The 21999-nt window shown below is 71.2% G+C and carries 15 protein-coding genes and 2 pseudogenes; 5 read left to right on the top strand and 12 right to left on the bottom strand.

Translation table 11 applies throughout. From position 1 onward, the window contains the following. Positions 1-10: 10 nt before the first annotated feature. Both AA23TX_RS16985 and AA23TX_RS16980 read left to right on the top strand, forming a co-directional pair. On the top strand, positions 11-472 hold the full coding sequence (locus AA23TX_RS16985) for an ArsI/CadI family heavy metal resistance metalloenzyme (protein ID WP_155543472.1): 462 nt from the start codon (positions 11-13) through the stop codon (positions 470-472). 387 nt (positions 473-859) lie between these two features. Next, complete coding sequence (locus AA23TX_RS16980; protein WP_155543471.1) at positions 860-2089, top strand: WD40 repeat domain-containing protein; 1230 nt, start codon at positions 860-862, stop codon at positions 2087-2089. A 144-nt stretch (positions 2090-2233) separates the two neighbouring features. On the opposite strand, the gene AA23TX_RS16975 is transcribed toward AA23TX_RS16980, so the two are convergent. From AA23TX_RS16975 to AA23TX_RS16945, 7 genes and pseudogenes are all read right to left on the bottom strand, one after another. Next, complete coding sequence (locus tag AA23TX_RS16975) at positions 2234-5035, bottom strand: ATP-binding protein (protein WP_155543470.1); 2802 nt, start codon at positions 5033-5035, stop codon at positions 2234-2236. A 100-nt stretch (positions 5036-5135) separates the two neighbouring features. Beyond that, positions 5136-7418: a Hint domain-containing protein gene (locus tag AA23TX_RS16970; RefSeq protein ID WP_155543469.1), complete on the bottom strand. Its 2283-nt coding sequence runs from the start codon at positions 7416-7418 to the stop codon at positions 5136-5138. A 15-nt stretch (positions 7419-7433) separates the two neighbouring features. After that, positions 7434-11342: a hypothetical protein gene (locus AA23TX_RS16965; RefSeq protein ID WP_155543468.1), complete on the bottom strand. Its 3909-nt coding sequence runs from the start codon at positions 11340-11342 to the stop codon at positions 7434-7436. A 488-nt stretch (positions 11343-11830) separates the two neighbouring features. Then, positions 11831-12205: pseudogene (locus AA23TX_RS16960) on the bottom strand (ABC transporter ATP-binding protein); the annotation flags it as partial. 168 nt (positions 12206-12373) lie between these two features. Then, positions 12374-12961: a TetR/AcrR family transcriptional regulator gene (locus tag AA23TX_RS16955; RefSeq protein WP_230862542.1), complete on the bottom strand. Its 588-nt coding sequence runs from the start codon at positions 12959-12961 to the stop codon at positions 12374-12376. A 52-nt stretch (positions 12962-13013) separates the two neighbouring features. After that, complete coding sequence (locus AA23TX_RS16950; RefSeq protein ID WP_155543466.1) at positions 13014-14018, bottom strand: NADP-dependent oxidoreductase; 1005 nt, start codon at positions 14016-14018, stop codon at positions 13014-13016. A gap of 1 nt (position 14019) precedes the next feature. After that, positions 14020-14586 (bottom strand): annotated as a pseudogene (locus AA23TX_RS16945) (SDR family NAD(P)-dependent oxidoreductase); the annotation flags it as partial. Positions 14587-14808: 222 nt separating this feature from the next. Between AA23TX_RS16945 and AA23TX_RS16940 the strand changes: the two are divergent. Then, positions 14809-15663 (top strand): alpha/beta fold hydrolase, encoded by an 855-nt coding sequence (locus AA23TX_RS16940; RefSeq protein ID WP_155543465.1) that lies wholly within the window; start codon positions 14809-14811, stop codon positions 15661-15663. Between the two features lie 3 nt (positions 15664-15666). Here the strand turns inward: AA23TX_RS16940 and AA23TX_RS16935 are convergent, their stop codons facing one another. Then, entirely contained in the window at positions 15667-16296 is a 630-nt protein-coding gene (locus AA23TX_RS16935; RefSeq protein ID WP_230862540.1) for a TetR/AcrR family transcriptional regulator, read from the bottom strand. Between the two features lie 535 nt (positions 16297-16831). Here AA23TX_RS16935 and AA23TX_RS16925 point away from each other — a divergent pair. Then, positions 16832-17257: a MarR family winged helix-turn-helix transcriptional regulator gene (locus AA23TX_RS16925; protein ID WP_155543463.1), complete on the top strand. Its 426-nt coding sequence runs from the start codon at positions 16832-16834 to the stop codon at positions 17255-17257. 98 nt (positions 17258-17355) lie between these two features. Next, a complete protein-coding gene (locus tag AA23TX_RS16920) occupies positions 17356-18246 on the top strand; it encodes an NmrA/HSCARG family protein (RefSeq protein ID WP_155543462.1) in 891 nt (296 codons plus the stop codon). A 59-nt stretch (positions 18247-18305) separates the two neighbouring features. On the opposite strand, the gene AA23TX_RS16915 is transcribed toward AA23TX_RS16920, so the two are convergent. The 4 genes from AA23TX_RS16915 to AA23TX_RS16900 form a co-directional block, all read right to left on the bottom strand. Then, positions 18306-19538, bottom strand: a complete 1233-nt coding sequence (locus AA23TX_RS16915; protein WP_155543461.1) for an amidohydrolase family protein — start codon at positions 19536-19538, stop codon at positions 18306-18308. 34 nt (positions 19539-19572) lie between these two features. Continuing rightward, a complete protein-coding gene (locus AA23TX_RS16910; RefSeq protein ID WP_196425353.1) occupies positions 19573-20193 on the bottom strand; it encodes a TetR/AcrR family transcriptional regulator in 621 nt (206 codons plus the stop codon). A 210-nt stretch (positions 20194-20403) separates the two neighbouring features. Next, positions 20404-20871, bottom strand: a complete 468-nt coding sequence (locus AA23TX_RS16905) for a cupin domain-containing protein (protein WP_155543459.1) — start codon at positions 20869-20871, stop codon at positions 20404-20406. Positions 20872-20897: 26 nt separating this feature from the next. After that, positions 20898-21848: an alpha/beta hydrolase gene (locus tag AA23TX_RS16900; RefSeq protein WP_155543458.1), complete on the bottom strand. Its 951-nt coding sequence runs from the start codon at positions 21846-21848 to the stop codon at positions 20898-20900. Between the last annotated feature and the right edge of the window lie 151 nt (positions 21849-21999).

Genomic DNA, 21999 nt, shown 5'->3' with positions numbered 1-21999 from the left:
AGGAGCGGAGATGTCACGGGTACAGCTGGCCCTGCGGGTCGGGGACTTGGCGGGATCGATCGACTTCTACTCGAAGCTGTTCGGGACAGAGCCGGCGAAGCTCCGGCCGGGCTACGCGAACTTCGCGATCGAGGAGCCCGCGCTGAAGCTGGTGCTCCTGGAGGGCGAGCCGGGCCAGGAGACGGTGATGGACCACCTCGGCGTCGAGGTCGAGTCGGCCGACCAGGTCAACGCGGCAACTCAGCGGCTGACCGGCGAAGGGCTCGAGACGCTGACCGAGGACGACACGACGTGCTGCTACGCGGTGCAGGACAAGGTGTGGGTCCACGGTCCGGGCAAGGAGCCGTGGGAGGTCTACACGGTGAAGGGCGACTCGACGACGTTCGGCACCGACAGCGCAGCGCTGGTCACCCCGGCGACGTGCTGCACACCGGACGCCGAAACCGCCACCCCCGAGGGCTGCTGCAGCTGAAGCCCCTGGAGCCGGTGCGCAATCGAGGAGCGCACCGGCTCCATGAGGACCAACCGCGCCTCGCTCACCAGACTGCACCGGTGTCCGGAGCGTCCACTGCCCCGCGTTCCCGGCCCGTGGATTCCGCCGGTGGCACCAAGGGCCGGTCGCTGCCTGCCGCACGATCCACGCGGCCCGGTCTGACCGTCGACCACGCCGACCGGCCCACCACGACCCACTCCCCGATCTCGATCGCTACGGGCCTCACCAGCAGTACGGCCGTCATCCACTCGACCATCCCCATCGCCGCCTCCTCAGGTTGTCGTTCGATCCTCCGTGGCCTCGCGGCCGGGTTGACGCTCGTGAACGAACGTTGACTGGCGTCGACTGGTTCGTACGCTGAGACCCGTGGGAGTACTGAGACGAGCGGTGACCCCGGCCGGTCCGATCACCGTCTTGTTCGACCGCCTGCACGAACTCCACCTCCGGGCCGGGGAACCCGGGCTGCGCCAGATCGCCCGCGACATCGGCATCGGTGTCCTCAGCCACGCCACCGTGCACAACGCCTTCACCGGCCCGCGCGTACCCAAATGGGGATATCTCGAGCTCATCGTCGAGACCTTGGGCGGGGACACCGCCCTGTTCCACACGCTATGGCTCGCAGCGCGGCAGGCCGAAAGAACCGGCCAGGCAGCCCCGGCCATCTTCTCGCCGGTACCGGATGGGGCTGCTTGGGCCTGCACGAACATCCTCACCGGGCACGACGGCGAGGTGACCGGGGTGGCGTTCAGCCCGAACGGCCGGCTGCTGGCAACGGTGAGTGCGGACATGTCCGTCCGGCTGTGGAGCACCCACGACGGAACGCCACACGGCGAGCCGATGAACGGTCACCGCGGCCCGGTCTGGGGCGTCGCCTTCAGCCCGACCGGCCGTTGCCTGGCCACTGCCAGCGTGGACACCACCGTCCGCTTGTGGGACCCGCACACGGCCACCGCCCTGGCGGTTCCGCCCCTCGAACACGACGGCTACGTGGTCGCCGTCGCGTTCAGCCTCCACGGCCGCGCGCTCGTCACCGGCGGCGGTGACACCCTCGTGCGGGTGTGGGACCTCACCGACGGGTTCTCCCTCCGTTCGGTCCTGACCGGCCACACCGACGCGATCAACGACCTGGCGGTCAGCCCCCGCGGCTGGATCGCCTCCTCGGACGCCAACGGCGAGGTGCGCCTGTGGCACGTGGGTGACCGAGAACCCGTCGACGTACACCTCGGCAGGCACCCCTCGTCGATGGCATGCGTAGCGTTCAGCCCCGACGGGCGCACGCTGGCCGCCGGAGCCGACGACGGCACCGTCCACGTCTGGACCACCGCGACCAGGACATGCGTCCGGCAACCGTGGACGGCACACGACAGCCCCGTCTGGGGTCTCGCTTTCCTCGATCCGGACACCCTGATCACAGCCGGTCGCGACCACACCGCCCAGTTCTGGAACTGGGCGACCGCCGTCCCCGCGGGCGCACCGCTGCTGGGCCATGAGGACGCTTTGACCCAGGTAGCGGTAGACCAGGCGGGCACGATGCTGGCGACAGCGAGCGACGACGGCACGGCCCGCCTCTGGCGACCCGGCCCGACCCGCCGATGACCAGTTCCCCTCTCGCCGGTGTTCACGACTTCCCGCCCCAGTACGACCACTCACCCGGCATCGCAGCTCACTCCCCCGGTCGCCGACCGCGAGGCCAGCACGGAAGGACCACGCCACCGAGCCGTTCGGCACCGCCGCGAAGGGTCAGTTCCCCGGTTCCGCGCTGAACCGGTTGACGAGCTGGATCCGGGACCTGACCTCGAGTTTCCGGAAGACCCGGCTCAAATGCGCCTCGACCGTCTTCTCCGTGACGTACAGCCGCTCCGCTATCTGGCGGTTGGTCAGCGCGTCGGCGGCCAACCGGGCCACCCGGCGCTCCGACGGCGTCAGTGCGGGAAGGCCGGTGACGCGCAGCCGCGGCGGCCGGCCGCCCTTCGTCGTGAGCCCGGCCGTCAACCGGGCCGCCAAGGCCTCCGCGCGGCACTCCAAAGCCAGCTCGGCCGCACGCCTGATCGTCGCGCGGGCGGTGCTCCGGTCGCCGTCGCGCAGGTGGAGTTCGCCGAGGTCGGCCCGCGCGTGGGCGAGCTCCAAGCGACCTTGCCCCGCCTCCAGCAGCTCGACCGCTTCCTCCAGGTACCGCCGCGCCTCCGCGGCTTCGGCGAGCCCGGCCGCCGCGCGCAAGGCGACCGCGATGTGGCGGGGAACGGCGAACTCTCGCGCGAGGCGCAGCTGCTCGCCGATCAACGCCGACGCATCGGCGGGCCGGGCGGCCGCCGAATGGGCTTGGGCCGCCGACAGCCGCCACAGCACGTCCCACAGCTCGCCGGTCCCCCACCGCTCGTAGGACTTCCGGCAGAGCTCGGCGTCGGCCAGCGCGCGGACGTGATCCCCTTGGGCCAGCCGGAGCCGGATCCGCGCACCCAGCAGCCACAGGTGCGCCGACGAGTGCGGGGGCCGGTCGTCGCCGAGCACGCCGGTCCGGAGCGCGGCCGCGGCGGCCGGCGCCTCCCCGTGCTCGAGGTGCAGGTCGACGGCGGTCGCCGCCAGCAACGGCAGGCCGATGTTCGGCGGCGGGGCTGCCGCCGTACCGAGTTCGACGTGTTCGGCCGCCTGCGCCAGATCGCCGCGGAGGAACGCGATCCGGGCCAGGTAGCCGCGGACGATGCCCATCGGCAGCAGCAGCCCGCGGTCCACCGCGGTGTCCAACGCGCGCTGCATCCGCCGGTCGGCCTCGTCGAGCTGGTCGGTCACCAGCAGCGTGTGCACCGCCGCCCACAGCCCGCACCGCTCGGGCGTCAGCACGTCGCCCGCCAAGGCGGACCGGGCCAAGGAGATCGCCTCGGCGGCCGGGCGACCGGCGAGCACGGCTTCCAGCGCCGCCTGGGAGTCGAGGACCGCCTGCGGCCGGCCCGGCCGGCTGCCGAAGGAGTCCAGCCGGCGCACCAGCTCGGCCCGCCCGGCCAGGTCGGCGCGGGCCATCCCGATGAGCTCCGCCTCGACTTCCAGCACGAGCGCGGGATCGTCGGTGCCGGCCAGGTCGTCCAACGCCCGCACGAGCAGCGGAACCGCTTCCCTCGGCTCACCGCAGGCGTTGCGGAACCGGGCGAGGCTGTACGCGCACAAGGCTCGTTGCCTGCCGCTGTCCGCGAGCGCCAGCGCTTCCCGGAGGTGGACGTCGGCGTCGGCGAGCGCCAGATGGTGCGCCCGGCAGTTGCCCAGCTGCCGGCTCACCTCCGCGCGCTGCTCCGGGGGCGGCGGCTCGGCGCGTGCCCGGTCGAGGAACACCGCCGCGTTCTCGGGTGCCCCGTGCCGGAAGGCCTGCTCGGCGGCGGCGGCCAGCAGCCCGACGCGCTCGGCCACGCCGGCCGGGGTGGTCCGCAGCAGGTGGGCGGCGACCCGGGTGACCGGCTTGCCCGCCCGGAGCAGTACTCGCGCCGCCCGTTCGTGCTCGAGCCCCAGCTCCTGGACGGGGATCAGCATGAGCGCGACGTCGCGCACGACCGCGTGGACGAAGGCCGGCGGGTCGGCCCGCTCGAAGATCCCTTCGAGGGTCAGCCGGTGCGCGGCGGCGGCCGCTTCCGGCACCGGCACCTCCGCCTGCCCGGCCACGTCGGCGAGGGCCACGTCGTCGCCCAGTATCGCTACCGCCTGGGCCACCGCGCGCACTTCCGGTCGTTGCCGGCGCAACCGGGCCGTCACGTACCACCGGATCGCGTCGGGGCCGGCCGCGGCGACGGCGGCGGCCCCCTCGGCGGTGGGCCGGACACCGTCGGTCGCCAGGACGCGCAGGAGCTCCCGGACGAACAGCGGGTTCCCGCCGGTGAGCTCGTGGCAGGCGGCGCAGAACCGCTCGTCCGCGTCCGGACCGAGCGCGCGGCGGACCAGCTCCGCGACCGCACGGACGCTCAGGTTCCCGGGCCGCAGCAGGGTGGGATCGTCCGTGGCCAGGAGGTCGTCCAGCGAGCCGTCCTCGCCGCGGTCGGCGGACCTCGTCGTGACCACGACCAGCGCGGCGCAGGAGTCGAGCCGCCGGGCCAGGAAACCCAGGAACCGCAGGGAAGGCACGTCGGCCCAGTGCACGTCGTCCACCAGCAGGACCGGTGCGGCCCGCTCGGCCAGGCTCACCAGCAGCCAGTACAACCCGTTCAGCACTGCGTACAACGAGCCCGGCGCGTCGACCCGGGCCGCGGCGCCGAACAGGCCCTCGGCGCTCCCGGCCGCGCCGCCGAACAGCCGGGAGCGTTCGAGCCCAGCGGCGGGGAGCACGGGTTCGAAGAGCTGGCGCACCACCCCGAACGCGAACTCCCGTTCGAGCTCCGCGGCGCGCGCGGACAGCACCGCGCACCCCCGGTTCACCGCCAGCCGGCGAACGTGCTTCAGCAGCGCTGTTTTCCCCGCACCCGCGCCGCCCTCTAGGACGACCACGCCGCCCTGGGCGGCGCCGAGGCGGGCGAGTGCCCTCTCCAGGGCGCGCACTTCGGCGTCCCGCTCGACGAGCTCCGGCACCGGAGACCCACTCCGATCTGCGAGCGCCTGAAACCACGCGATTCGTGGCCAGGAAGGGCTTTCACCCTAGCAGCAGGGAGCGCTCGTCCGGACCCTCGAATCATCGACGCGGCCGCACCCGCCTGGCCAGTAGGTCGCCGAGCTGCCGCCCCGCCGCCACCGCCCTGTCCCACGCCACGGACGTGCCGGGGCGGTCCACCGGTCCGGCGCCGTGCCGCCCGAGGGCGACCCGGCCGATCACCGTCCCGTCGTCGCCGAACACGAAGTGCTCGCCGTACCCCGATCCGGACACCGGCAGCCCGAAGCGCCCGAGCGGCTTTCCTTCGGTGTACAGGAAACCGAGCAGGAACGCCGACGACGGCAGGGGTCCGAAATCGACGTCGGTGTCCGGTGTGAAGGACCAGCCCGGCCGCTTCCGCACAGCCGGCACCGTCACCCACCGGACCACGTCCTCGACGTCTCCGGCGTCCCCGCGGACGCGCAGCTCGACCTCGAGCACGGCCACCCGCGGGAGGTCACCGACCAGCTCGACGTCGTGCAGGCACACGGTGAACGGGCCGCCGGGATCCGCGTCCGCGCGCCGGCCCGTCGCGCAATGCCGCCGCAACGTCCGGCCGTGCGCGCGAATCAGGTCCGTCTCGAGCGCGGACGCGTGCGGATCCCACTCGCCGTCGCGCAGGTAGTAACCGGGCCCGGGGATCTCCGGGCGTCCGGTGCCACCGGCCGCCTCGCCGATCCCGGACAGGTCGAGGTCCCCCAGGATGTCGAGCAGGTCCGCGTGCGGGTCGTCGACGTGCTCGCGGACGCTCTCGAGCGCGACGTCCATCGCGGCGACCACGGCGAGCGTGGATGCCGTGTCGTGGAAGGGATCCGCCGACTCCGCGTCGACGGCGACGAACGTCGTCGGCCCGCCGGCGTAGTAGCCGCCGTGACCGCGGTCGCCGGTGGCGACCACGAGGTCGTACACCACCTCGCCGTACTCGGCCGGGTCCGGCTCGTGCGCGGTCACCGTCCGCACGGTCACCGGTCCCGGCCCGTCCGGGCCGTACCCGTCGAGCCGGACGCCCACGCCGAGGGAGCCGATGCCGTCGGCGATCATCGTCGGCACGGCGTCCGCGAGGTTCCACGGATCGACCGCGCGCCGCAGCGGCCCCTCGGCCGAGCGAAAGGGGTGCCCCGCCGTCGCGAACACGGCCAGGCCGTTCACCGAGTACAACGGCCGGCCGAGCCGGCCGGGTCGTTCGGCGAGCACGACCGTGCCGGTACCGCCGCCGGACCGCACCTCGTCCCCGATCCGGACGTCCTCGATCGGCTTCACCGAGCCGTCGGCCATCAGCACGCCGGTGCCCGCGCCGAGGCAGCTGCTCGGCTGCGGCCGGTACCGGTTGAGCGGGCCCCACAGGCACAGGCTGCGCGAATAGCCGTTCGTCACCCCTTCGTGCTCGCGCACGGGAGGCATCGGCGGCTTGGACGCGTACGACGACGTCACCAGTTCGGGCAGGCCCGCGGTCAAGGTGCCCGCCGTCGCCGGCACGACGGCCGAGCCGGAAAGCGGCGCGTACCACGTGGTGTACCCGCCGTTCCACCAGCTCTGCTCGGCCACCTGGCCGGGCACGGTGAGCCCGGCGGTCCGCAGCGCCCGGATCTCGGCGTCGACGTCCGGGGAGCCCAGCGCCTTGAACAGGACCCACAGGTTGTAGACGAACCACACGGCCGCGTTCGTGCTGTCGCCGCCGACGCCGAGGGCGCCGTTGAGGTTCGCGATGAGCGTGTCGCCGGCCAGTACGCCGCCGAGCTGCGCGCGGGCCTCGACGAGCTGCCCGGCGGCCGCCAGGGCCCGCAGCGCGGCCGCGGTCGGCTCGTACGCGGTCTGCAGAACCGCCAGGTAGCTCGCGGTCAGCGCGGGCAGGAACTGGGTGTGCAGGGCCGCCAGGTCGGCGGTCAGCTTGCCCGTGTCCAGCGGGATCCCCGCGGCCTGCCGCGCCGCGTCGGTGAGCACGGCCAGTGCGTAGGTCTGCCACCAGCCCTGGTCCAGCACGGGCTTCTGCCGCCGCACGGCGGCGGTGACCGCCGTCGACGCGGGTGTCACCGCCCTCTTCGGGAAGAACGCGTCCGCGTAGCCGGAGAACGGGCCCTCGTAGGAGTACGTGATGTAGTAGCCCGAACCGCTGTCGGGCGGCTGCGCCGCGATCGGCGGGTTGGCCATGGCGGCCTGGAGCACGGCGCTCAGCGCGCCGCGGTGGGCCGACTCGACCCCCGGGTGGCCGTAGCAGGGCAGCGACTCGAGCAGCAGCCGCAGGCCCGGCAGCACTCCGCGGGCCGGCCGCGGTGCGGAACCGGTGACCAACCCGGCGAACCGGGCCTGCAGCTGCTGGAACGTCATCATCGCCTCCGCGGGTCAGCCGGCCGGGGTGAGCGCGGTGGCCGGCGGCGCGACGACGACGTCGAAGGACGCCGACGAGCCCCCGCAGGGATTGCTCGCCGTGATGCTGCTGCGGGTCCGCGACTTCTCGGCCGCCTCCTTGCCGTTGGGGGTGACGGCCCCGGTCTTGTCGTCGAACCGGAGGAACGCCGGCAGGGCGTCACCGCCATGCCGGAACTTCACCGGCGTACTCGGCAGGACAGCGAACCCCGGGCTGAAGGTCTGCAGTGTGGATGGCGTGCTGCCCAGCGGGAAGCTCAGGTCGGCCATGGTCATGAAGTTCGGAGCCATCCCCGCCATGGAGAGGGTGAAAACGACTCCCGGCGTCGGGAGGGGGCCGAACGGCGGCGTGGTCAGCTCGATCACCACGAGCCGGTCGTCCCGGCGCGCCAGGCACCGCAGCGCCTTCTCGGCCGAGGGGTCGAAGTGCCCGTCGCTGTCGAGCGGAGCGGGGCCCAGCATCAGCAGGAGCGAAGCGAGGAATTTCCCGTCCCCGGTCAGGCGGGAGTCCCACGGCCCGCCGATCCAGGTCTGGCACACCACGACCGGCGACGACGAGTCCTGGACCGTTCCCCGGCCGGGCATCTTCGGCTGGAACGAGACCGTCCCGTCGTCCATGAGGCTGAGGTACCGCAGGACCGGTGGCTTCGCGGGATCGGGCCGCAGCACGGTGAAGAAGGTGCTCACGCCGAACGCGTCGGTGGTCACCTGCCACACGCAGTCGGGCAGCGACGTGCCGGCGCCGAACCGGATCGAGCCGTCCGGGTTCGCCTGCAGCACGTCGCCGTCCACGGCCAGCGTGCTCCCGACCATCAGCAGCGAGTTCCGGTCCGGGTTCCGGTACGGGACGGCGTAGTCGAGGCTGCGGTTCTTGCCGTCGACCCGGAAGCCCGCCGCCTTCGCGTAGTCGTTGACGAAGTCCTCGATCACGTCGGGTTGCTTCTTGAACAGCTCGTAGAGCATCAGGCCGACCCCGGCCAGCGCGGCGAGGACGGCCAGCGGGCCGGCGAAAGCGATCATCGTCGCCAGGACGCCCCCAGCGGCGATCGCCCCTTCGGCGACCAGCCAGCCGCCCACGATCGCGAACAGCATCAGCGACCCGCTGACGATGTTCAGGACGTCCGAAACGAGGGCGAGGCCGGTTTCCCCTTCGGCCAGGTGCACGATGCTCACGACGATCCCGGCCAGGATGAGCACGGGCCCGACCCGGGTCGCGACGAACTCGTCGAGGTTCGCCCCGAACACCCTCGACACGAGTGAGGCTTCCTCGGCCGTGGCGGTCGTTTCGGTGAGGAGAGCGGTGGTGAGTTCGCTGTCGCCGGCGGCAGCCAGCTTGCCGACCGTACCCTCGACGTCGCCGATCCAGCGCGCCGTCGAGTTCCCGATCTTGAGCAGGCCTTCCTCCAGCTGCGTGGTTTCCCCCTTCAGGACGATGTCCTTCAGCGCCGCGTACCGCTGGAGCTTCGTCATCCCGTTGACGTTGAAGATCGCATAGATGCGGACGCCCCGCTTGAGTACCGCCGAGACGATCTGCAGGCCCAGCTGGACGGTGTTGATGACGAGGGTGGCCCGCTGGACGCCGCTCAGCTTGTCCCAGCTCTTGAACGCGCTCAACAGGTTGAAGACGGCCAGGCCGGTGATCCCGCCGATCAGGACCGACCCGAAGACCTGTCCCACCGACGCCAGTTTCGGGAACCGGCCGGTGAACCACGTGAGCCACTCGTTGGCGATGTAGGGCAGCGCCAGTGCGTACTGCGCCGTGCTGGCGATCGCCAGGAGCGCGTCGATCGAGTCGTGCAGCAGCCGTTCGGCGTCCTCCTGCTGCAGGATGGCGCCGATCGCCCTGGCGGCCTCGGCGATCTGCGCGTCCTCGTGGCGCACGTTGCGGTCGACGAAGGCCTGCAGGTACTCCTTGACGAGGTCGAAACTCACGGCGTCGCCGAGGAACCCGAACATGCTCGGCAGGATGTTCGTGGCCAGGAAGGTGTTGATCGTGGACACGTAGCGCTGGGCGAAGAAGCCCGAAGGGTCCAGCGCGGTCAGCACCGCCACGTTCTGCTGGAAGAGCCGGGGCAGGCCGGTGCCGTCGCCGGATCCGGTGTTGACCGACATCTGCATCGAGATGTTGGCGAGGATGGCCGGTGCCGTGTTGTAGGTGTAGTAGGCGAAGGCCCAGTAGAGGTTGTTGGTCTTCGCGTACTGCCCGGCACCGCGGACGTCGGCGATGAGCTCGGCCCGGACGTCCCGGGTGTCGCCGGGGTCGGTCACGACGTTCGCCGTGATGTCGGCGATGTCGGCCGTCACCGACGCGTCGATCGTGGCCTGGTGGGCCCGGGCGTTCGTGATCTGGTCGGCCAGGTAGTCGGCGGTCATCGGGCAGTGCTCCTGCCACCGGGACTCGAACAGCTGCTGCCCGTGGGCGTGGTAGACGGGCGATGTCGCGATCTGGGTCTTCAGCCAGGTCATCGCCCGCGGGCCGTTCAAGTTCTGGCAGTGGTCTTCCGACCCCGCCGACAAGCCGTAGGACAGCACGGCCGTCGAGAGCGACCGGTACCACCCGGCCGGGTCGGGCACCCCGGTGACCGCGGTCCCGGCGACCTTCGCGAGGTCGCCGGTGAGAGCCGGTTGCGGGACACCGGGGAACAGCCGGCCCCACAGGTCGTCCGGGACGAAGCTGTTCATGATGGTGCCGAGGTCTTCGGTCACCCCGGCCTGCACCACGTCGCCCCAGGCACCGTTCTCGTCCTTGCCGAACGGCGTCATCGCGAGCAGGCCGTAGATGTCGACCGTCTTCCCGGCCGTGGCGGTGGCCACCTCGACGGACCGCCGGTGCAGCTCGGGGTGCGCGTCGCGGAGCCGGGAAAACGCCGCCAGCGTGTCGTCGGTGCTCAGCCGGGTCGCGTCATCGGCGTTCAGGCTGCCGTCGGCGGGCAGGCCGGTGCGCAGCTGGTGGGCCGGGTCGAGGTCGTGCCAGACCAGCCGGTCGCCGACGACCGCGGCGCCGGGCACCTCCTCGCCGGCGATCACCAGACGTCCGTCGAAGACGCCGAACGGTGTCGCCTCGGGTGTCGCCTGGTAGTACCCGGTGAGCGCCGGGGCGGTCCGCACCCCGCGGAAACCCACGAGCGTGCCTTTCGGCGCGAAACCGTCGATCTCGAGCACACCGGTGATGCCGAGCGCCGCCGAGTCTTCTGCCGCTTCCAGCCACCAGGGGTACACGGTGTCCGGCCCGGTGGGCCTCTTCGACCCCTTGTCCGGGATCGGGGCGACCGAAGACTTGAAGCTCAGCAGCCACGCCGTCCTGCCATCCCGCTCTCCCAATTGGACACTGGCCGTGAAGGCATCCGGTTCCCAGGCGACGGCGCCGGTTTCCTTGTCCTCGAACTCGAACGTGAACGAGGGCGGCTGGAGCGGACCGCCCGGCGTGACGGTGTAGGTCAGCAGCAGCCGGTTGCCGACCCAGCGGGCGCCTTCCCAGGCCGGCGACTTCGGGTCCCAGAGCAGCCCGACGACGGCACCGCCCGAGGTTTCGTAGGTGGCCCCGCAGCCGAGCGCGACGTCGCAGGCGAACTGCGCCCGGGCCCCGGCGGTCACCGAGCAGAGGTCGTCTTCGGGACCGACGGTGCCGTGCGCACCGGAGCCGTCGTGGCTCAGCCGGAGGTGCCCGCCACCGAAGGCACCCCGCCAGGTCAGCACGCGATCGTGCGCGTCGTAGTCCCAAGCGTCGCGCGGAATGGGCAGGCGGTCCAGGAAGAGCTGATCTTCACCCCCGGCCTCGACCATGGTGACCCGGCCGGGAACGGGCCGAGTCGAGTTCCCGAAGGTCTCCATGCGTTCGACGACGTAATCGTGGTGCGGCCGGCTTCGAACCGTGCTCGACGTCATTGCCCACTCCCCTTTTTGGTGCCGGATCGGCCGCAGGCGACTGTCCGCGTCCGAATGAAAGGCCGACCACCGGCGGCATCTCCTCACCGGCATCGACGACCGGTCCGACGTTATGGACGGGTGGCTGGGGGCGCGTCAGGGAAACCCCTACAGAAACCCCCTCGTCTTCGGGGACGGCCGAGGTCGGTCGCGGGCTGACCGGTGTTGTGATGATCGACGCGCCCGGCCGCGCATTCTCGAGCTGCTGCGCTGAACCGCGCCGGTCACTGCCCCGGTCACTGCCCCGGCAGGACGGTGGCACGGCTCATGTGCGCCTGCCTCACTTGGTCTGGGGCCAGTCCGCGAGCGCCGCTCAGGTCAACGACGGATGGGGCGGCCCGGAGCAGGTTCGCGCCGCCGGCAACCTTGGCCGCGAACAGCGCAAGGTGGCTGTGAACGCCCACACCGCCGAGGCCGCGCCGAGCAGCCCCGTCAGGGCCGCGGGTCCGCTACACCCGGCTCTTGTAGGTGTCGATGACTTCGCGCAGCGAGCCGCTCATGCGGATCCGGCCTTCGTCCATCCGGAGGGCTGTCGTGCACAGTTCGGCGAGCAGTTCGTCTGAGTGCGAGGCGAACACCAGCACCCCGGATCGTCGGGCGAGGTCCACCAGTCGCGAGCGAGCCTTGGCGAGGAATCCGGCGTCGATTGCGCCCAGGCCCTCGTCGAGGATGAGGATCTCGGGGTCGATGGTGGTCACCACGCCGAGCGCGAGCCGGACCCGCATGCCTGCCGAGTAGGCGCGCAACGGCAGGTGCAGATAGTCACCGAGCTCGGTGAACTCGGCGATGTCGTCGATCCGCTTCTCCATCTGCCTGCGGTTCATGTGGACGGGAGTGATCTGCCCGGTGCGCCAACGCCGCGGTTGTCGAACGCGATGACCCGGCGGTGCGCGGCGACGCCGTCGATCACCCGCGGATCCCCGTCCCCGAGCACCGCCTTCAGGTGGTGCCGGAAAACCAACTCTTCACCGTCGGTGCGGCTCCGCGGGTACTCAGTCGGTCCGACCCACGCCGTCGAATATCGCGAGGGCATTCCGGATGCCCTGCTCCAGTAGCTCGTCGGCCAGCCGCCGGTCGGTGACGGCACGGGACAGCTGCATCGTCCCGACCATCATCGCGTAGACGCTCAGCGTCGTGGTGCGAGCCGACATCGGGTCCTCCGGCGCGAGGCGGGCGGCCATGTCGTCGATGATGCCCAGCACGCCCTCGGTGTACGCCTGCCTCGTCGATTCCGCGCACCGGGCGATCTCGTCCAGCAGGGCGGCGGAAGGGCAGCCCTCACAGGGGTTGTCGCGATGCTCCGGCGAAAGGTAAGAGCGCACGATCTGCTCCACCCCCGCACGTCCCGGCGTCACCGCGGCGAGCTGCTCCCGCTGACCGGACAGCTGATCCGTGACGGCCGTCGCGACCAGGTCTTCCTTGGAACCGAAGTGAGCGTAGAAGGCACCGTTGGTCAGCCCGGCGTCCGACATGAGCGTCGCGACGCCGGAGCCGTCGATGCCGTCACGCTTGAGCCGGCGACCGGCCGTCTCGACGATCCGGCGTCTCGTCTCCAGCTTGTGCTCTTTCGCGTATCGCACCACTTCGCACGCTCCTTACCCACGTTGCGAGTACGACCATACGCTAAAGTTGTCAGGGCACGACGGCGACAACGACCTTGCCCGCCTTCGTGCGCCCTTGCTCGACGTGGGCCAGCGCCTCGCGCGTTTCGGAGAACGGGAACGTCCGGTCGATCACCGGGCGCAGCTCGCCCTTGTCGTAGAGGGCGCCGAGCTCGCGCAGCTGCGCACCGCTGGCCCGCATGAAGAAGAACTCGTACCGCACCCCCAAATCCTTGGCCCGCTTGCGCACCTTGCGGCTCAGGAAGTTCATCACCGCGCCCAGGAAGAACGGGGCCCCGAGCTGCTTGGCGAATCCGGCATCCGGCGGACCGGCGACACCGATGGCGAGGCCGCCGGGCTTCAGCACCGTCAGCGACTTCTCCAGGTTCGCCCCACCCAGGGCGTCCAGCACCAGGTCGTAGCCGGACAGCACCTTCGAGAAGTCTTCCTTCGTGTAGTCGACCACGACGTCGGCGCCGAGGTCGCGGACCAGGTCGATCGTCGGCGTGCTCGTGGTGGTCGCCACCGAAGCGCCAAGGTGCTTCGCGAGCTGGATGACCGTCGAGCCGAGGCCGCCGGCGCCCGCGTGGACAAGCACCTTTTGCCCCGGCCGCACGTTCGCCCGCTCGACGAGGATCTGCCAGGCGGCCAACGCCACCAGCGGCACCGCGGCCGCTTCGTGCAGGGTCAGCGACTCCGGCTTGGGCGCGACGTCGTCCTCGTCGATCGCGATGTACTCCGCGAACCCGCCGATCCGCAGATCGCGCGGACGGGCGTAGACCTCGTCGCCGACCTGGAAACCGCGGACGGCCGGACCGGCCTTCGTCACGACGCCGGCCACGTCGTGGCCCAGCACGAACGGCGTCTTGTACTTCAGGAGCTGTTTGAACTCCCCGTTGCGCACCATCTTGTCGAGGGGGTTGACGCTCGTGGCGTGCACTCGGACGAGGACGTCGCGGTCCCCGACCGCGGGCTCGGGTACCTCCGCGGCGCGCACGGTGTCCTTGCCGTACTTCTCGACGACGAATGCCTTCATGTCAGCCAGCTTTCTGTGTGATCCGGTGGGTGGCCCTCAGCGCACCCTTGTCGGTCGGCCGTTTGTCACCGCTGCGGCTCTCCGCACGGCGTGCTTTCAGCGTCTCGATGTCGACGGTCCAGCCGGGGCGCGGCTGGACGTACGCGACGACCTCACTGTCCACACCGGACTCGACCGGCGCACCGTCCGGGCCAGACTTGCTCGCACCGTAGGCCGCCATCCCCGCCAGGGGCACAAAGGACACAGCCGAGGCCACGACGGTGACGTGCCCCCGGCTGCGCTCGAGGTGCGGGGTCGCGTACTTCACCGTGCGGAAGACGCCGGTCAAGTTGATGTCCACGACCCGTTCGAACGAAGCTTCGTCGATCTGCCAGACCGTCCCGTAGGCCGCGATACCCGCGTTCGCGACGACGAGGTCGGTGCCGCCCACGGCCTGCGCGCAGCCGTCGATCGCGGCCCGCGGGGCGTCGCCGTCGCGGACATCGGCCTCCCGCCAGACGGTGCCGGGCCCGAGTTCGCCCGCGAGGCTCCGCAGCCGGTCGGGCTCCAGCCCGACCAAGGCGAGGCGCGCGCCAGAGCGGCGGCGATGCGGGCCACGTGCTCCCCGATCCCCCGGGCCGGACCGGTCACGACGAGCCGCCTACCTGCTAAGTCTCGTTTCATGACGGACAACGTAACTTCGTTACAGTCCGACGGCAAGGCCTCTGCTCATGTAATTACGGTCATAATTCAAGCCTCTTGCGGCTGCATACCGCCCCGGCTTATGGTCGTACGGTCATACTCCAAAAGCATGGGAACGACGATGACCGTGATCACCCGCTACCAGGACGCACCCACCAAGACCATCGACGTCAACAGCGTGACCTACGCCTACCGGCAGCTCGGCCCGGACACCGGCACGCCGGTGATCTTCCTCAACCACCTGGCCGCGGTGCTGGACAACTGGGACCCCCGCGTCGTCGACGGCATCGCCGCACACCACCGGGTGATCACCTTCGACAACCGCGGAGTCGGCGCGTCGACCGGCACGACGCCGAAGAGCATCCAGGCGATGGCGGCCGACGCGGTCACCTTCATCCGGGCGCTGGGGCTGACCGAGGTCGACATCCTCGGCTTCTCCATGGGCGGCATGATCGCCCAGGTGATCGCCCAGGAAGAGCCGCAGCTGATCCGTAAGCTGATCCTCGCCGGGACGGGCCCCGCCGGTGGCGAGGGCATCAAGAACGTGACCAGGCTGTCGCATCTGGACACAGTCCGCGGACTGCTCACGTTCCAGGACCCGAAGCAGTTCCTGTTCTTCACCAGGACCACGAAGGGGCGACGGGCAGGCAAGGAGTTCCTGGCCCGGTTGAAGGAGCGCACGAACAACCGGGACAAGGCGATTGCCCTCAAGTCCTACTTCGCGCAACTCGCGGCCATTCACGAGTGGGGCTTGGAAAAGCCGTCCGACCTCTCGGTCATCAAGGTGCCCGTGTTCGTCGCCAACGGCGACAACGACCGGATGGTGCCGACGAAGAACTCGACCGACCTCGCCCGGCGCCTGCCGGACAGCGAGCTGGTGATCTACCCCGACGGCGGGCACGGCGGCATCTTCCAGTACCACCGCGAGTTCGTCCCCCAGGCCCTCGAATTCCTCGGGCGGTGAACCTCAGCTCACCACTGCGCGCTGCAGCACCGCGCGGTGCGAGGCTTCGGCTCGCTCCCGCGTGTCGCCGAGCGCGACCGCGAAGTTGACCCCCAGCGGCAGCAGAACCTCGGTGACCGGATCGGCGAACTCGGCGAAGTGCTCGGCCAGCTCGAGCATGACGTAGCCGTGGACGAAACTCCACAGCTGCGCGGCGATCACCTCGGGGTCCTGGGCATCGGCCCGGCCGGTGCCCACCAGCCGGGCACAGGCTCGGGTGACGTGCCGGTGGGCGCCCCGGAACGCTGCCGAACGCCCGCTCCGCCGCGTCTCCGGCTCGGCGAGCGGCCGGTAAGTCGACCGCGTCGACAGGCCGAACATGAGGTCGTAGAGGTGCGGGTTCTCCCGCGCGCCCCGTCGGCAGGTCAGGGCCATCGCGAACAAGTCCGCCACCGGGTCGTCGGTCACCGGCAGCTCGGCGAACGCCCGGTCCAGCTCCCGGAACCCGTGATCGGCGACCGCGGCGACCAGTTCGGCGATCCCGCCGAAGTGGTGGTAGACCGTCGACGTCGTGAGCCCGATCGCGGACGCCACCGACCGCGCCTTGATCGCGGCCGGCCCCTGCTCGGCCAGCAGGCCGATCGTGGCCTGCACCAGCCGCTCCGGCACCCCACCGGCAGTCGCACCCCCTGACCTGGCCTCCATCGTCGCACCCGATTCCGTCCCGCGGCCGACACCGCCGCTCCCGTGGCACTTGCCACCGTACTGTAACCTCGTTACGGTTCGTGTAACTTCGTTACAGCACGCGGCGCCGGGGTGAGGTGGTCGTCGGCGACGACATTGGTGATGCCGATCCGGCCGCCGAGCACCAGGACGCGGTGGGTCTCGGCGAACACGGCGGGCTTGTCGACCGACAGGCAGCCGGCGGGCGGTGCAGGTGGACATCGGGCAGTTCGTGCGATTCCACGCGCTTGAAGTGGTCGCCGGCCGGACCTGGTCCTGTCGCCCAGTCTCGAGTAGCCGACGAGCGGTTGCATCCCGGCAACACGGCAATCACAGACTGCCGCGCGCCCGACGCGGCGCGCACTCGTGAACGCTGAAGCCGGACTTCACCGGCGGGTCAGCAGTCGGACGGGCCGGTCCGCGGCCGGTAGGCTGGGCGTTTGGCACCGGAAGGGAGGAGGCGGGTGTGGACTACGGCGACAAGCTGTTTTGGCTCTCGGTCCTGATCCAGCGTAGGTACGCGCAGATCTGCGCCGAGTACGACCTGACCCCCTCGCAGGCCACACTGCTGTGCGCGATCAAGGACGAGCCGCGGCAGATGGCGTACCTCGCCACCTCGCTCGGCATGACCAAGAACGCGCTGAGCCAGCTCGTCGACCGCACCGAGCGGCGCGACCTGGTCCGCCGGGTGAACTCGGAGCAGGACCGGCGGGTCATCATGCTCGGCGTGACGCCCCCGGGGAAGGTGCTCGCCGAAGCCATCTACGCCGAGACCACCAAGCGCCTGCCCGAGATCGCGGAGAACCTCGACGCCGACGACCAGCGCGACTTCGAACGCGTCGCCACCGCCATCGTGGACGCGGCGGGCGTTCCGGGGTCCGCCTCGTCCTGACCTACTGCGCAGAACCCTCGGCAGACCCGTGCACCTTGCGGAAGTTCACGCCGTGAACTAATGTTGTTCACGACGTGAACCAATGAGAGGTGGGCGACATGAACACGCAGGAAACCGGGGCGATCGCGGTCTTCGGCGGGACAGGGCAGCAGGGCGGGGCGGTCGTCGACGCACTACTGGCCCGGGGAGCGCGGGTGCGGGCCCTCGTCCGCTCCCCCGATTCCGACCGCGCGCAGGCGCTGGCCACCCGGGGTGTCGAGCTGTCGGCAGTCCGGATCGACGACCCGGCGACAACGGTCGCCGCGCTGAAGGCAGTCGACGCGTTCTACTTCATGACCCCGGAGGCGAACAGCCTCGAGGAGGTCGAGGAGGAGGTCCGAGTGGGCGCCGCCCTCGTCGACGCGGCGGCCGCGGCGCGCGTGCCACACGTCGTGTTCAACTCGGTTTTCGGGGCGGACCGCGAAACGGGCGTGCCGCACCACGACTCGAAGCACCGGATCGAGGAGTACCTCGAGCTTTCCGGCCTGCGGGCCACGATGGTTCGCCCGACCGCCTTCATGGAGAACTTCGCGACCGTGATGGCGCCGAGCGTGGAGGACGGAACGATCGTGCTGAGGCTGCCGCTGCCGGACGACATCGCCCTCAAGATGATCTCGATCAAGGACATCGGCCAGGTCGCCGCCTCGATCCTGCTCGGCACAGCGGACGTGCCCGGCGGCGCAGTCGAGGTCATCGGCGACGAGTTGACGGGTAGCCGGATCGCCGCCGCGTTCGGCGCGCACGCCGGGCTCCCGGCGCGCTACGAGGCCTTACCGCTGAGCGTCCTCGGCAACGACCTCGACAAGGCGATGTTCCGCCAGTTCGCCGAGGCGTCCGAATACCCGTCGGACCTCGCGGCGGTGCGGGCGATCGAGCCGTCCACCCGGGACCTGGCCGAGTGGATCCGTTCCACCGGCTGGACCGCGCCCACGGACTTGGTCCGTTCCTGAGCGCTGCGCGCGGGCCGCTTCGCCCGGCGTCCCGTCCGGGTGGCCGCCGACGAGTCCGGTCATTCCCCTTCCCGGGTCGACTCCGCGGGAAAAGGGGACGGCGTCGCCGCCGCGGCGAGGTCGAGGTGGACGCCGCGTTTCCAGACGGCGACCACGTTGCGGGTGCTGCGGATGTCGGTGGTCGGGTCGCCGTCGACGAGCGTCAGGTCGGCGCGCTTCCCGGGCTGGATGCGGCCGCGGTCGGTGAGCCGGAAGGCGTCCGCGGGTGCCGAGGTGGCGGCGGTGAGCGCCTGAGTCGGGCTGAGGCCGGCCTGCACCAGCAGTTCCAGTTCGCCGTGCAGAGTAGCGCCGTAGCCGATTACGCCGAGCGCCGCGGTGGGCAGTCCGGTGTCCGTGCCGGCGAGCAGCGGGACGCCGGCGGCGGCGAGTTGGCGCACTGCTGCGTCGGCAGCGGCGTAGAGGTGGTGGCGGCGGGGTTCTGCGGGCCTGACCGGCACGGGTGGCCGGTCACGGCCGATCATCTCGGCCAACCGTGGGTCGGCTGCGAGCTCCTCGTGCGGGCGGTAGCCGCACAGTCCACGAAGGACAATGAGCGTGGGTACGACGAAGACGCGGTGCCGCGCGGCGTATTCGCCGAAGTCGTCGCCGGCACTTTCGCCGACGAACAGGTGTACCAGCCCATCCACGCCGGCGGCGATGGCTGCGCGGGCGGGCCGTTCGGCGAGGGTGTGCGCGACGGCGAGGACCCCGCGGGCGTGCGCGGCGCGTACCAGGGCGGCCAGGGTGGCCTCGTCCATCGGGCCGCCCTCCCGTTCGTCGTAGACGATCTTGATGTAGTCGGCGCCGTCGCGCAGCCGCGCGTCGACCCACGCCTCCGCGGCGGCCGGGCCGTCCACTGTGGGCAGTGGCTGGCCGGTGATCTTCTCCAGCATGTTTCCGGGCACGGTGGCACCGGTGCCGGCCGTGCGTACGTCGGCCAGGTCCGGCGGGTCCGCCCGGCGGAGCTCGCGGATACGGGTGAGGGCGGCACCTCCGGTGAACATGTCCAGGGCGGTCGTGACCCCCATCGTGGCGAGGTGGCGCAGCGCGGTCGGCGGGTCCGGGGCGAGGTGGACGTGCGCGTCGAACAGGCCGGGCAGCAGGGTGCGTCCGCGCCCGTCGACGTCAGCCGGCCCGGTGGCCGGCTCCGCGACGCTGGTGACCACCCCGTCTTGGATGATCACGTCGCGCTCGGGCAGCACACGTTCGCCGTCGAACACCCGTACCCGGCCGATCGTCACTGGCTCGTTCATGCGGCTCGGTCTCCCCTCAGGTCGGCGGGGGCCACTACGCATCGCCCAGGCTGGCGGTTGCCTGCAGCACCGCGGTACGGACGGTGTCGGCCAGCGAGCCGTCGCGGGTCTGCATCCAGTGCATGACGGCGGCGCGCTCGGCCCCGACCACCATCCCGGCCACCACCCGCGCCCGCAGTTGTCCGGCCGGGGCACCCATCCGCTCGGCGACGGCGTCGGCCAGCGCGCGCTCGGCGGTCGAGGCCGCCCGCAGGTACTCGCCGTGCAGCGACGGCTCCGCTGCGACCAGGTCGCGGAAGTCCCCCAGCCAGTCGGCCGGCAACTCTTGACCCGCCTCCGGCCCGTAGAGCGCGACGACGGCGGCGACCAACGCGTCGCCGAGCGGCTCGCCGGCCGGGCGGTCGCGCAGCAGGCTCGCCATGCTCGCGGCGTGCTGCGCGGCCGGCCACACGATCGCCTCTTCCTTGCTGTGGAAGTAGTTGTTGAACGTGCGAGGCGAGACGCCCGCCGCTGCGGCGATCTCCGGTACCCGCACGTTGGCCAGGCCACGGCTCGTGGCGATCCGGAACGCCGTGAGCGCGAGATCCCGGCGGGTCTCGTCGCGCTGCTGGTCCCGTCGACGGCGCCGAGGGGTCGTGTCCAGCGAATCGGTCATGCCGACGACCGTACAAAGATATTGCGTATCACGCAAGGTGTTCGTCTCGCGCAACTTATGCGTGCTGCGCATTTTAAAGCCTCGTTGATCCGCAGGGCAGCATCGACGACGAGGCCGTGCTACGGCAGTTCTCCACCGAGGACCAGCAGGAGCCGTGGGACCCGGCTCAGCCGCGGCAGCGCTCAGCGGATCGTCGACCGGAGATCGGGGTCAGCGCGGCGGTCCGACGATGACGTTCCCGAACTTCTCCGCCGCCTCGGCCATCCGGGCCGGCGAGATCTCGAAACCGTCCGGCCGGGGTTCGGCCCGGTCGCGGCCGGCGTGGCGGAACATGCCCTCGATGCCCGCCGGGGTGTTGATCATCAGCAGGTCCGCCGTCGCGGACGTGATGCGGTAGGCGTGCGGGATGTTCTTGGGCAGGAAGACGATGCCACCCTCCGCGAGCTCCATCTCCTCCTCGCCCACCCAGACCAGCGCGGTGCCCTTGATGAGCATGAAGACTTCGTCTTCCCTGGTGTGCAGGTGAAACGGCGGCGCCTCCCCCTTGGCGACGTCGAACCGGCCGACCATCAGCCGGCCGTCGGTGGCCGCGCTGTCGAGCAGGATCGACAGCGTGCCGCCGTCGAGCCACTCCAGTTTCTGCTGCTGGTCGGGCTGGGCGAGGTAGGCCATGCTCATCGGGTGGCTCCGTTCGAAATGGACAGTCAGAGGGAACCGAGGACACGCAGGCGGTCGGCGACCGCGCGGCGCGCGACGTCGGTGTCCCAGGCGAACGTTTCGAACTCGTGCGGCACCCCGGGGTGCAGGTGGAACTCCACGTCGACCCCGGCCGCACCGAGCCGCCGGGCGTAGTCGAGGTCTTCGTCGCGGAAGATGTCGAGCTGGCCCACCTCGAGGTACGTCGGTGGCAAGCCCGAGAGGTCGTTCGCCCGCGCCGCGGCGGCGTACGGCGAGACGTCGGCGCCGCCGGCCCGGTCACCGAGCAGCGCCGACCACCCGGTGACGTTGTCCTCGTAGGTCCAGGTCGCGAACGGGACCAGCTCCGGGTCCGGCGTCGTCGTGCGGTCGTCGAGCATCGGGAAGACGAGGATCTGGCGGGCCACCGCCGGCCCGCCGCGGTCGCGGGCCAGCAGTGTCACCCCGGCGGCCAGGCCGCCGCCGGCGCTGTCCCCCATCACCGCGATCCGGGCCGGGTCGACGCCGAGTTCGGCGGCGTGGTCGTGGAGCCACTTCAGTCCGGTGTAGACGTCCTCGACCGGTGTGGGGTCGGGGTGTTCGGGCGCGAGCCGGTAGTCGACGGCCAGCATCGGCACGCCGCTCGCGGACACGTACCGGGCGATCGGCGCGTCGTAGAGCGCGACGCTGCCCAGGATCATCCCGCCGCCGTGCAGGTACAACGCGGCCGAGCCCGGGGCGGCGCCGTCCTTGGCGTACCAGCGCAGCAGCACCTTCGCGCCGTCCCCGGCGACCGCGTGGAAGTCGGTGGCCGTCACGTCGGCCGGGGTGGGCTGCAGCGCCGCGGTCTCGGCCATCATCGCTTCCAACGCGACGCGCCGGGTCGCGACGTCGCCGACGGCGGGGTGCGGTGCGGCGGCCATGGCTTCGGCCATCGGGGCCAGGATCGCGGCGACCTGAGGGTCGACGGTGAACGTCACAACGGTCCTGCTTTCCGGAGAATCGTACGGACCGGATCGACGGTGATCGGGGCCAGGACACGCGGCTCGACGACACTCAGTCGCGATAAACGGACGATATCGTCCGGCTAATCGGCTGTCAACGACTCCGGCGAAGCGCCGAACTGCGATG

It is taken from the genome of Amycolatopsis camponoti (genome assembly GCF_902497555.1).
Classification (GTDB): Bacteria; Actinomycetota; Actinomycetes; order Mycobacteriales; family Pseudonocardiaceae; genus Amycolatopsis; species Amycolatopsis camponoti.
This window is presented reverse-complemented; position numbering and strand designations above follow the sequence as displayed.